The organism is Natronorubrum thiooxidans, from assembly GCF_900156475.1.
GTDB lineage: Archaea > Halobacteriota > Halobacteria > Halobacteriales > Natrialbaceae > Natronorubrum > Natronorubrum thiooxidans.
The window spans coordinates 138,514-150,789 of record NZ_FTNR01000010.1; the positions used below are offsets into that span (position 1 = coordinate 138,514).

9 protein-coding genes and 1 tRNA gene are annotated in these 12,276 nt (G+C 58.7%); 2 read left to right on the top strand and 8 right to left on the bottom strand.

Annotated features, from left to right (window positions below; genetic code table 11):
• Positions 1-265 precede the first annotated feature (265 nt).
• The gene (locus tag BW940_RS14255; protein WP_235847811.1) at positions 266-2,206 is read left to right on the top strand and encodes a hypothetical protein; all 1,941 of its coding nucleotides are present in this window, start codon (positions 266-268) and stop codon (positions 2,204-2,206) included.
• A 66-nt stretch (positions 2,207-2,272) separates the two neighbouring features.
• Here the strand turns inward: BW940_RS14255 and BW940_RS14260 are convergent, their stop codons facing one another.
• From BW940_RS14260 to BW940_RS14295, 8 genes are all read right to left on the bottom strand, one after another.
• Positions 2,273-2,881 carry a 30S ribosomal protein S7 gene (locus BW940_RS14260; protein WP_076609887.1) on the bottom strand — a complete coding sequence of 203 codons (609 nt, stop codon included), beginning with the start codon at positions 2,879-2,881 and terminating at the stop codon, positions 2,273-2,275.
• 2 nt (positions 2,882-2,883) lie between these two features.
• Positions 2,884-3,312, bottom strand: coding sequence for a 30S ribosomal protein S12 (locus tag BW940_RS14265; protein WP_049951550.1), 429 nt, complete (start codon positions 3,310-3,312; stop codon positions 2,884-2,886).
• Between the two features lie 273 nt (positions 3,313-3,585).
• The gene (locus tag BW940_RS14270; protein WP_076609888.1) at positions 3,586-4,020 is read right to left on the bottom strand and encodes a NusA-like transcription termination signal-binding factor; all 435 of its coding nucleotides are present in this window, start codon (positions 4,018-4,020) and stop codon (positions 3,586-3,588) included.
• Positions 4,021-4,023: 3 nt separating this feature from the next.
• On the bottom strand, positions 4,024-5,223 hold the full coding sequence (rpoA2, locus tag BW940_RS14275) for a DNA-directed RNA polymerase subunit A'' (RefSeq protein WP_076609889.1): 1,200 nt from the start codon (positions 5,221-5,223) through the stop codon (positions 4,024-4,026).
• Entirely contained in the window at positions 5,216-8,137 is a 2,922-nt protein-coding gene (locus BW940_RS14280) for a DNA-directed RNA polymerase subunit A' (RefSeq protein WP_076609890.1), read from the bottom strand. Before BW940_RS14280 ends, rpoA2 begins: the two co-directional genes overlap by 8 nt.
• A gap of 3 nt (positions 8,138-8,140) precedes the next feature.
• Entirely contained in the window at positions 8,141-9,970 is a 1,830-nt protein-coding gene (gene rpoB / locus BW940_RS14285) for a DNA-directed RNA polymerase subunit B (RefSeq protein ID WP_076609891.1), read from the bottom strand.
• A gap of 4 nt (positions 9,971-9,974) precedes the next feature.
• Positions 9,975-11,555 (bottom strand): DNA-directed RNA polymerase subunit B'', encoded by a 1,581-nt coding sequence (locus BW940_RS14290; RefSeq protein WP_076609892.1) that lies wholly within the window; start codon positions 11,553-11,555, stop codon positions 9,975-9,977.
• On the bottom strand, positions 11,556-11,783 hold the full coding sequence (locus BW940_RS14295) for a DNA-directed RNA polymerase subunit H (RefSeq protein ID WP_076609893.1): 228 nt from the start codon (positions 11,781-11,783) through the stop codon (positions 11,556-11,558).
• Between the two features lie 313 nt (positions 11,784-12,096).
• On the opposite strand from BW940_RS14295, the gene BW940_RS14300 reads away from it, so the two are divergent.
• Positions 12,097-12,169, top strand: a tRNA-Asp gene (locus BW940_RS14300).
• Positions 12,170-12,276 lie beyond the last annotated feature (107 nt).

Consider the following 12,276-nt stretch of genomic DNA (forward strand, 5'->3'; position numbering starts at 1 on the left):
ATTAAACGGGACAACTGGGATACATATACGGTAGTGATCGCAGTACGGCCACAACGTATATTTTATCGATACACAAATAATGCATAAGAAACGGGCTGACAACCATCAGCCTCTAGATCTACTTTCGCCGCCGATGAAACCAAAATTCAAGCCGACTCAGGACGGGTTAGTAATTATTGATCCGATCGAACGTCGACGGTATCGACTTGAAACAAATACGCCAGTTACCCCTACATCCGTTGCTGATGACCGAATACCGTACCCGATGGATACGACCGTGGAGATTACGACTGATAGCATTCAGTTGCTAAGCGACAACTCTGTATATGTTCGTAAGACAACTGGACCACTGCTCACCGAAGTTCAATCGAACGAGAGCGTGACTCTCCCACGAGCGAAATACATTCTCGACCTCTCTGGGCCAATAAAAGTGTACGTTTCTGTTGAAAGTGCAGTCCACGTTCATGCGGGCATTGGCCAAACAGAACTCACGTTTGGAGAAACGACTTCGGTAGTCATTAGCGCACGGTCGTATCATACATCACCAGCAGCAACGATTACAACAAGTTCGGATCCCGAAGACATGATGCAAGCGGTCTCAATGTTCGGGTCAGCATTGAAAACCACAGCAACTGAACGATCGTACCCGACACTTCGTGGTCATCCGCCAGCGATCGAATTGTCTGATGAACTGGATATTCCCCACACGTTGTCCCGTCCACAGACGGGCATTCGGATCGAAGTACCACCGACTCTCCAACATGTTTTCGTTGTCGCACCACTTGCGTACTATCTCGCAGTCGAGGTCGTTCCAGGGTCAACACCACAGCTTGTTACAGATACAGGATATACCGTTCTACTGGAAGGAACAGAAGGATTTGAGGTCACCGTTTCCCATCTCTTAAAACAGATTTTTCTGCTTGATTGTATCGTCCGAACGGAAGGGGAAACCCCTCTTCCACTGTATGAGCGACAGGCGCTCGAATCAGCGCTCAAGTTTGATATTGAGGACCTGTATGGACGAAGGCTAGTCGAACAGCTCGAGGCCTATCTCGAGGTTCCATTTGATACAATACGATCACAACTTCCGGAGTGGCAGTTCGAGACCCGGCTGAAGCCGCGTGCACAACAGATCGAATATCTCCCATTCCTTGCCGACAAACTCGCAACTGTTAGAATCCGTGAAGACGCGAGCAACCCGGTTCGATCATCACCGACACGTGTTCGAACAACTGGGAACCACCCCTATATAAAAACGAATCGTACAGATCAGAAGATAAGTACTCGAAACGATGAAATAACGGCCGAATATGACGGTGAGCAATCGAATATTCAGCAATTCTGGAAAGACGATAATAGAACTGAAATAGCAGGCACAGGAACGCTATCGGCGTTCCAAAACAGCGTTACACAATCACCACGGGATGGTGACCTCGAAATCGAAGTAATCTGTAATGATCCAGATATGAGCGAAGAGTTCGTGGCGGTCCATAGCGCATATCAGGATCGAAACGATCTCCCACTGGATGTCGCTGTTCATTATGACCTCACAACAGATGATTTCGAGGATGTTTTCGCTAGTGAAAGTGACTTCGTTCATTATATTGGCCATATCGATCCAGAGGGGTTTCGGTGTTCAGATGGGTGGATAGATGCGAGGGAACTCGAAACAGTTGGCACGAAAGCGTTCGTTCTCAACGCGTGTCAGTCCTACGAGCAGGGACTCGGTCTCATCGAAGCGGGTGCTATCGGTGGAATCGTAACGTTCAGCGAGGTGCAAAACGAGACCGCAGTCACTGCGGGGAGTGCAATTGCTTGCTTATTGAACCGTGGTTTTCCGCTCTACGGCGCGTTAGATACGCTTCAAAAAGTGGGTGAGAGTGACCAGCAGTACCACATTGTCGGTGATGGAGCATTATCAGTTGTACAGACGAACCAGGGGTTACCGACCGTAGGGACGATAATTCAAAATAGAGATAGTAGCGATATTATATTGACTGTATACACAACCTCCTCGCAAAAATTAGGAGGTGTGTATAATATAGCTGTAGAATCGGACGATTCGTACCGTTTAGCATTTGGAAACGTCTGTTTGCGTTCCGTGACAACAGCAGAACTCGTGAAATTTCTCAACACCGAGACGTTCCCAGTGTTGCTCGAGGGAGAACTCCGCTGGAGTACCGATATCAAGACACACGAACTATAACGTCCCTGACTCGAGTGGCCAGCGCTGGCGCTCTCGAGTCGCAAAAACCGAAAGAAAATCGAGAGCTTAGCGTGCAGCTGCCGCGACGCGCTCTTTTTCTTCTTTCTGACTGACCGCGTAGGTCTGGACGTCGTAGTTGGCCGCGCCGGTAAGCTGGCTGGCGATAGCCTCTGCGACGGGCGTTGGAGTCTTGAACGAATCGTTGTAGACGCCTTCGGCGAGGAACTTCAGGGCCTGGTCGACACGACGCTGGGGTGCGACGTCGACGGCCTTGGGGACCGAGATGCCACCGTATTTCAGGCGGACGGTCTCCTCGCGTGGTGCTGCGTTCTCGACGGCGGTGACGAGTACCTGAATCGGGTTCTCGTCGGTGCGCTCGTGGACGAGTTCGAACGCATCACGCACGTGGTTGAGCGTCTGCTGTTTCTTGCCCGTGTTCTCTTCGGTCTGCATGAGACGGTTGATGAACCGCTCGACGATCGAGATCTGGGACTTTTTGAACTGTTTGCTGGCGTGACGACCTGCCGTGTGGGCGACCGGCGTCACCGTAATGTAGCGTTCGGTGGAGGGATCGTTGTACGCGATCTCGTCGATCTCCCACGTGCCGAACAGCTTCGCGCCGACGTCCGTGCCACCTGCGGGGGCGTCCGGGTCGGGTTGGTCTTCTGCAGCCATAATTATCGCACCGGTTTCTCTGCGTTTCCGCGAACCAGTTCTTTCATTGCAACACCGTTGACCTTGTCAACCTTGTAGTTGACACCGGAGAGGTCACCCATCGCACGACCCTTCGCCCCACCGATTCCGGCGATGGTGACTTCGTCGTGTTCGTCGATGAACGAAATTGCGCCGTCACCGGGACAGAAGGCGGTGACCTGTTTCCCGTTTTTAATCAGCTGCACTCGGACACACTTCCGGATTGCCGAGTTAGGCTGTTTTGCCTCGATACCGACCTTTTCCAGTACAATCCCTCGAGCCTGTGGGGCTCCCTCGAGTGGGTCGGACTTCTCGCGAAGTCCACGGGCGCGGCGCGCGTAGTCAGAGTCGGACCACCGCTGATTCTGGCGGTCCTTCTTGAGCTTGCGCGCGGCATACTTGCCGTTTGCCATAGTATCCATCGCTATCCGACGAAGGCACTTAAGCATCCCTGTTTCGAGTCGCCGTTACGCCCCGAGAGTCCTCGAGGGACCCCGTTCGACGAATCTGAGCGCGTTTCGCTACTCGAGTTACGGACGGAGAACGGCGTAGCGCACCTCGGCGGGCGCGAGGAAGCCGAACTGCATGATCGGTGGAGTGAGAACTATCGAAGCGGCGTTCGGCTTCGAAAACAGAGCGCGGTCCCAATTGTGTGCGGAGTGTGCTCAAAAACGGCGTCGGAGCGATCAGAGCAGTTGCACGTCGTCGATCCCGAAGTGACGATCCACGAGGGTTCGTGCGGCCTCGATCGTCCGGCCGTTCGTCCCGATCGCGACGCCGCGGTCGGCGTTTGCGACTTCGACGTAGGCGACCGTATCGTCGTTTTCGCTGATCGTGACGTTGTACACTGCCGCTGGGGCGAGTGTGTTCGCGACGAACGCCTCGGGATCGTCGGCGTCTTCGATGAGCTTGACCGGCTTCCCGACTTCCTCCTCGTAGCGTCGCACAGTGCGTCCGCCGGGACCGATCGCTTCGCTCATCCGCCCGCTCGAGACGACGACGAGGAGTCGGTCGCCACCTGATTCGGACGTGGTGATCAGACAGTCCTGTCCGTTCACACCCGTGATCTCCTCGAACGCGGCGAGATACTGGCGGGCGTCGTCGTCGAGGGTAACGCCCATCGATCAGTCGGCCTGACTGCTGCCGGAGCCGGCGCTCGTCGATCCCATCCGGAGATCGACGTCACCGGTGCCGAGCTTGATCGGTTTGCCGACGATCACGTTCTCCGTGACGCCGTCCAGATCGTCGACTTCGCCATGGATCGCGGCGTTGAGCAGGTGGTTGACGGTCACCTCGAACGCCGCACGGGCCAGGACGGACTTCTTCGAGCCCGAGATGCCGTGGCGACCGATCGACTCGATCTCGCCGCGGTTGCTCATCATGTCCGCGACCAACATCAGGTGGCGAACGTTGACGTCGTCGAGTCCCTGCTCGGCGAGCGTGTTGTTCGTCTCCTCGATGATCGTCTCTCGAGCAGCCTCGATACCGAGGTTGCGGTGGATCTCGTGGATGTTGTTACACGTCGTTCGCGAGGCATCGACGCCCTCGATTTCGAGGGCGTCACCGAAGGCCGATCCTTCGGTATAGAGGACGAACTCCTCGCCGCTCTCGAGTTCCTCACGCCGGATAACGACACGGGAAATCTCTTCGATTCCTTTGAACGTGATGTCACGCAGCTCTTCGACGAGCTGGAGCAGATCACGGTAGGACGGCTCTTCGGGGCCGAACTGAATCTGGGTGCCCTGCTGGATCGTGCTCACGCCGAGGTTGTCCTCGATGATCGAGGCGACCTCTTCGGGCGTGATCATGCGCTCTTTGAGTGTGTCCTCGTTGAGCGAGATCTGGACCCGCATGTCCGCGACGTTCGTCGAGACGTCACCCAGCGCGAGGATCTTCGTCGCCTCGAGGTTCCAGACGACCTCGTGTGCGTGTTCGCGTTCGGTTGCGTACTCGTCCTCGAGATAGACGGTCATCATCGGCGTGTCTGGGGTCTTCCGGGCGTCGACCAGTTCGATCAGTCGGGGCAGCCCCTGGGTCACGTCGATCTCTGCGACACCCGCGTAGTGGAACGTGTTCATCGTCAGCTGCGTTCCGGGTTCGCCGATCGACTGGGCGGAGACGGTGCCGACGGGGTCAAGCGGATCGACTCGGGTATCGAGATATCGGTTCTCGACGGCCTTTGCGAGGTCGTCTGCGTCCTCGACGGTTGCGTCGCCGCGATCCTCGAGTGTCTCGTAGACGTTGTCCTTGAGTCGGCGGGGGAGATCGGTGTCCTCGACGACGGCGATCATGTCGTCGGTGACGTCGTAGTGGACCTCAGTCATCGGAGGTCACCTCCGTTCCATCGACAACGCGACTATCGGCATACTCGGAGAGGTTCGTCGGCTCCGGTTTTCTGCTGAAGAACGCCTCCTTTTCCTCTTCGGAGTCGAACTCCTCGTCGAGAACCTTCGTGGCGATTTCGTCGACGTTGATGTCGTTGTCCTCGCTGGAGGACACCTTGACTGGCGAGGTGCCGTCCTCACCGAACTCGAACTGGACGATGGTGTCCGAGGTGTCCCGGACCGTGCCGTCATACTGGGTTTCGAGTTCCGAGAGCGCGTTGATCAGCCGGCGCTGCAGGTAACCGGACTTGGAGGTTCGGACTGCCGTGTCGACCAGTCCTTCGCGGCCCCCCATCGCGTGGAAGAAGAACTCCCGTGGGGTGAGGCCACTGGTATAGGAGTTCTCGACGAAGCCGTGGGCTTCCGCCGAGAGGTCATTTGGCTCGTAGTGGCTGAGGGTTCGATCCTCGTAGCCACGGTTGATTCGCTCGCCCCGAACTGCCTGCTGGCCGACGGCCCCGGCCATCTGGGTCAGGTTGAGCATCGACCCACGCGCGCCGGAGTTTGCCATGACGACGGCGGGGTTGTCGTCTTCGAAGTGCTCGTCCGCGATGTTCCCCGCATTGTCACGGGCACGCGAAAGCGTCTGCATGATCTTCATTTCGAGGGTCTCGTCGATCGTCCGCCCCGGCAGGGACTCGAGTTCGCCCCGTTCGTAGGCCTCGATGAGTTCCTCGACGCGGTCGTTGGCGTCGTCGATCGTCTCGTCGATGCGGTCCTGGGCTTCTCCCGGGATGGTCTCGTCGTCGATCCCGATCGAGAATCCGAAGTGCATGATCGCCCGCATCGCGAGCGTCGAAACCTCGTTGACGAAGACCCGGGCGCGCGTGTTGCCGTAGACCTTCGTGATCGTGTCGACGATTTCGCCGCCGAACTCGCCGACCTCGTCCTCGGCGATAGTACCCTCGAGAAGCTGTCCGTCCTCGATGATGACGTCTTCGCCGATCGTCCCGGTGAACTCGAGATCGAGATCGTCGGGCAGCAGTTCGGAGAAGACGGCGTAACCGGTCCAGAACGGCTTGCCCTCGTCGTTGATTCCGCTCGGTTCGGGCAGTTCGTCGATCCGCGTCGCACGGAGCAAGTCGAGTGCCTGTGTCTCGTTGAACCGTGGGTTGTCGTGGGTAAGCAGGTACGTCCCCGAGATGTGGTCCTGAATGGCCCCGATGATGTTCTCCCCGAATCGCGGCGAGAGCATCTGTTCTTGGACACGCATGAGCACGCGCGCCTCGGCGCGGGCCTCCTCGTTCTGGAGGGCGTGCATGTTCATCTCGTCGCCGTCGAAGTCGGCGTTGTACGGCGGACAGACGACGGTGTTGAGTCGGAACGTCTTGTACGGCATGACCACGACCTCGTGGGCCATGATCGACATCCGGTGCAGCGACGGCTGCCGGTTGAAGATGATGATGTCGCCGTCGGTGAGGTGGCGGTTGACCTCCCAGCCAGCCTCGACTTTCTCGGCGAGTTGCTCGCAGTTCTTCTCGGTGACTTTGAGTCGTCGACCGTCCGGACGGCGGACGTAGTTTGCACCGGGATGGCCCTCCGGCCCGTTCGAGACGAACCGCCGAGCCTCCTCGACATTGCGCTCGGTGACGTTCATCGTCTGGGTCATCTCCTTTGCGACGCGGTCTGGAACACCGACCTCGTTGAGGCTCAGCGTCGGGTCCGGCGAGATGACGGTTCGGGCGGAGAAGTTGACACGCTTTCCGGACAGCGAGCCACGGAAGCGTCCTTCCTTACCCTTGAGTCGCTGGGAGAGTGTCTTGAGCGGCCGTCCCGAGCGGTGTCGGGCCGGTGGCGTCCCCGAAATCTCGTTGTCCATGAAGGTGGTGACGTGGTACTGGAGTAGTTCCCAGAGGTCCTCGATAATCAGCTGTGGGGCACCGGCCTCGCGGTTCTCCATGAACCGCTGGTTGATCCGGATGATGTCGACCAGTTTGTGAGTGAGGTCGTCTTCGGAGCGCTGGCCGTTATCGAGCGTGATCGACGGTCGAGCCGTGACGGGCGGAACCGGCAGTACCGTCAGGATCATCCACTCCGGTCGGGAGCGCTCGGGATTGATCCCGAGTACCTCGATGTCCTCGTCCGGAATGTTCTCGAACCAGTCCCGGATATCGGAGGGCATCAGCTTGTTCGTGTCCTCCTCGGTGAGGTCGATATCCAGCGCCTTCTCGATGGCTTTGCGCTGGCTCTCACGGGGGCGGAACGAGCCCGACAGGATTTCGTTGACCCGGGTGAGATCGATCTCGGTTGCCTCGGCGAGTTCGTCCGGCGACATCCGTGTGCCGTCTTCGCCACCCTGCATCGCCGCCGCGATGCGCTGGGAGTACTCGCTGGTGAGCACCTGCTGGACCTCGTAGTACGTCGTCGGCTTCTCGTGATCGATGTCGTACTGGATCTCACCACAGTGTGGACAGCGATCTTTTTTGCGAGCCTGCCGGATCGCGGCCTTGGTCACGTCGTTTAAGTCGCGGCTCAGCTTTCGCGATTCCGTGATGTCCGCACGGAACTCGTCGCGTTCGTCCTCCGTCAACAGGAGCTTCGAACACTCTCGGCAGGTCCCCCGCAGGAGCCGCCGAATGAGCTTTGTAAAGCCGACGTGGATGACGGGTGCGGCCAGCTCGATGTGGCCGAAGTGCCCGTTACACGAACCCGAGTGTTGCCCGCAGGTCTTACATTCGAGGCCGGGGTCGATCACGCCGAGCCGGGGGTCCATCAGTCCCATGTCGATGGGGAAGCCGTCGTCGTCGTAGGTGTCGGCGGTGATGATCTTCGTCGCGCTCATCTCCCGGTACTCCTCGGGCTCCATGAGCCCGAAGTTGATCGCTCCGATGTCTTTTGGTGTGCTGTGTTGCATGATTTAGACGGCGTCTGACAGTTCGAGTCGTGGTGCGATACCCAGCGCCTTCATTTCGTCCAACAGGAGCTTGAAGGCGTAGCTCATCTCGATCTCGTGGATATCGGTCTCCTCGTCGCAGTTCGGACAGTAGACACGCCGTTGTTCGACGTTTTCGACCGCGCTCATTCCACACTGTCCACAGACGTGGATGAACTCGCGGTCGGACTCGTCTAGCAGTCGTTCTTTCAGCGTCATCGCGGCTCCGTGGCCGATGAACACGTCCCGTTCCATCTCCCCGATACGGAGTCCGCCCTCGCGGGCACGTCCCTCCGTTGGCTGGCGGGTCAGCACCTGCACCGGCCCGCGCGAACGGGCGTGCAGTTTGTTCGAGACCATGTGGTAGAGCTTCTGGTAGAAAATGATCCCAACGAAGATCTCGGCCTCGATCTTCTCGCCGGAGATCCCGGAGTACATGACCTCCTTACCCGCGGAGTTGAAGCCGGCGTCCTCCAGACCGCCACGGAGTTCGGACTCGTCTTCGCCCAGGAACGGCGTCCCGTCGACACGACGGCCCTCCATCGCACCGAGTTTGCCGCCGATCATCTCGAGGATGTGGCCGACGGTCATCCGCGAGGGCAGTGCGTGTGGGTTCAGCACGAGGTCGGGCACGACGCCATCCTGCGTGAACGGCATGTCCTCCTGTGGTGCGAGGTGGCCGACGACCCCCTTCTGGCCGTGTCGGCTCGCGAACTTGTCCCCGAGTTCCGGGATCCGTTCGTCACGCACGGAGACCTTCGAGAGCTTCGAGCCGTCTTCGCCTTCCATCAGCGTGACGGTGTCGACGACGCCGGATTCGCCCGAGCGCATCGTCACCGACGTCTCGCGGCGTTTCTGTGGCGAGAGGCCACCCATGTCGTCGGGTTCTTCCAAGAATCGTGGCGGCGAGGTCTTCCCGAGCAAGACGGAATTCTCGTCGACTCGCGTTTCGGGGTTGACCAGGCCGTCCTCGTCCAGGTGTGCGTAGGCTTCCTCGCCGCGTGCACCACGAACGTCCTGGCTTGGGATTTCGAAGCGATCTTCCTGTCCACCGGGGTAGCGTCGTTCCTCGCCCTCGTAGGTCCGGAAGAAGTGCGAGCGAGCGAGTGCGCGCTCGACGCTGGCTTTGTTCATCACCAGCGCGTCCTCGATGTTGAACCCTTCATAGCTCATCACGGCGACGACGAAGTTCTGTGCGGCGGGTCGGTCGTCGAAGCCGATCTGTTCGGTCGTCTGGGTCTTGACCATCGAGAGCTGCGGGTAGTGCAGCAGGTGCTGGCGCGTGTCCGGCCGAATACGGTAGTTCGCACTCGGAAGGCCGAGCGACTGTTTGACCATCCCTGCACCCATCGTAATACGCGGACTGGCGTTGTGCTCTGGGTACGGAATCATCCCCGCACCGATCCCGAAGATCAGGGAGGGGTCGATCTCGAGGTGTGTATGTCGCTCGTTGAGGTCGTCCTCGTCGACGGCGACGTAGATGTCCTCTTCCTCTTCGGCGTCGATAAACTCGATATAGCCGTGATTGACGAGGTCCTCGAACTCGAGGTCACCCTGTCGAAGCGCCTCGATCTCCTGGTCGGAGATGCGGGGTTCGCCGTCCTCGACGACCAGTAGTGGTCGCCGTGCACGGCCAGCGTCGGCGTTGACGATCACTTCGCGGGTGCGATCTTTGACCGAGACGTTGACCATATCGCTGACGTCGCCGATGCGTCGTGCTTCGCGGATCTGTTCGGCTAGCTCGTGCGGGTCGGGATGTGTTCCCACCAGCGACCCGTTGACGTAGACCTTGGCTTCTCGTTGTTGGCTGCTCATTGTATTAGTCGTCTGCCGTCGATGTCGATCGTTCGATGCCCTCGAGGCCCGGAATGCCCTCGACGCCCATCGATGCCAGTTCGCGTTTGAGTTCCTGTTCGTCTTCGACGTTCTGGGAGAGCTCCATCGCCTGTGCGAAGTTCTTCACCAGCCCACAGTTCGGTCCTTCAGGCGTCTCGGAGGGACAAATGCGACCCCACTGGGTCGCGTGTAAGTCCCGTGCCTCGAAGTGAGGCTGACTGCGCGAGAGCGGACTGCGCAGTCGTCGAAGGTGGGAGAGAACCCCCATGAAGTCCGTCCGGTCGACCAGCTGGCTCACGCCGGAGCGGCCACCGACCCAGTTCCCCGTCGCGATCGGGTGCTCGAGTCGCTCCGTCAGCACGTCCGAGCGCACGACCGTCGACACCGATAGATTTCGGTTCCGCATGTTTGCTCGCTCGAGCTGGTATTTCACGTCCCGTGCGAGTTTGTTCAGCGCGGTCCGGAACAGGTCTTTCATCAGGTCGCCGCTGACCTTCAGACGCTTGTTGGCGTAGTGGTCCTTGTCGTCGGATTCCCGTCGGTTGAGTGCGAGTTCGAAACAGGCCTCGGCCATCCGACAGAGGTAGTGAGCCTTGTTGATTCGGACGTCTTCCTCCTCGACACCGTCCTCGTGGAGGTGGGGCAGGAGATAGCGGTCGATGACGTAGTTTGCGCGCTTGAGCTGGTAGTTTTTCCCCTGTCCCGAGGCGACGCGTTTCCCGAGCGTCTCGATCGCTTCTTCCTCGGTCTGGACCTCTGCTTCCTCCAGATTCTCGAGCATGTACTTGACGACCTCGGGGTCGTTCGAGACCTTGTGGACGATCTCCTCGTCGCTCTCGAGGCCAAGCGCACGCACGAGCGTCACGAAGTCGATCGAACCCGACACCGAGGGGAACGAAACCTCGAGGAGGCCGTCACGAGTCCGCTCACACAGCACCAGAGCACGGTAGCCACGACGCTGGGAGAAGGTTTTGGCGACCTGAATCTCGTCGCCGTACTTGGTGTCGTACTCGGCGAGGATCTTGTTCGGGGCGAGGTCCTCGCTGGTCATCAGGACTCGCTCGGAGCCGTTGACGATGAAGTAGCCGCCAGGGTCGGCGGGGTCTTCGCCGATTTCGATCAGTTCTTCATCGGAGAAGCCGGCGATATTACACTTGTCCGAGCCGACCATGATCGGCATCCGACCGATCTTCGTCTCGGTCGAGTCGACGACCCGCTGGTCGCCCTCCTCGCCTTTGACGATGGACATCTCCATGAAGACGGGTGCGGAGTAGGTGATGTTACGAAGTCGCGCTTCCTGCGGGTAGAGGAGTTCCTCCGATCCGTCGGCTTCGCGCACACGCGGTGTAACAACGCGAACGTCGCCGAGCTCGACGTGAACCGGCTCTTCGCCTTCTTTGTCACCGATGTCGGTGTCGATCGTCTCCTTCTCGTCGACGACCTCCTGCATCCCCCGGTTGAGGAAGGCGTTGAACGAGCGATAGTGGTGTTCGGCGAGGCGTTCCTTCGAGAAGTATTCGCGCGAAATGTCGCGTCGTTTGGATCTGTCGAGTTCTATTGCCATTTATTCCACCACAAGTCGATAAATAACGGCCTGATCGGTTGTCCGTGAGTTCCGAACGATCTTGATGACGTCACCGACCTCCGCGTCGTCCGGGAGTGCGGCATCGGTATGCTTGATTTTGGGCAGGTCTGTACGGTCGATGTCGTACTCGGAAAGGACCTCCTCGAGGACGTCTTCCTCGAGGACGGTGTGTTCCGGCACGAGTTCGTGTTGGCTTACGTCTACCATGTGTTGGGATTGATGTGCGTGTGGGCTATCGGGAAAGAAGCGGCTGTCACGAGATACTACAGGCAGATACCGGCGGGACGCATTTAACGGTTACTAACTCGATCGGGAGCAACAGCTACCCGGCCGGGCAAACCTGACCGGAGGTGCCGATCACACTCGACAATAGCCCAGTATCAGTTAAATTCCTTGTGGAGCACGTTAGTGTATGACATAAGTGTGCTCGAGAGCCCTGCCGTGTCCCGATTCACCGTACCACGGAGCCCTCGATTGGAAAGCCTTAAGAAGTTCACCGGGAAAGGAAGAGTTGCAGGAAGCCCGGGTGGTGTAGTGGCCCATCATACAACCCTGTCACGGTTGTGACGCGGGTTCAAATCCCGCCTCGGGCGCTTTCTCAAAATCTCAGCTTTGCACGTTGAAGTAGGAGCATGACGTAGGCGGTGGCAAGGACGGATGATGCCGATTACGGATTTCTTGTCGTGTACGCGAGTGTTCG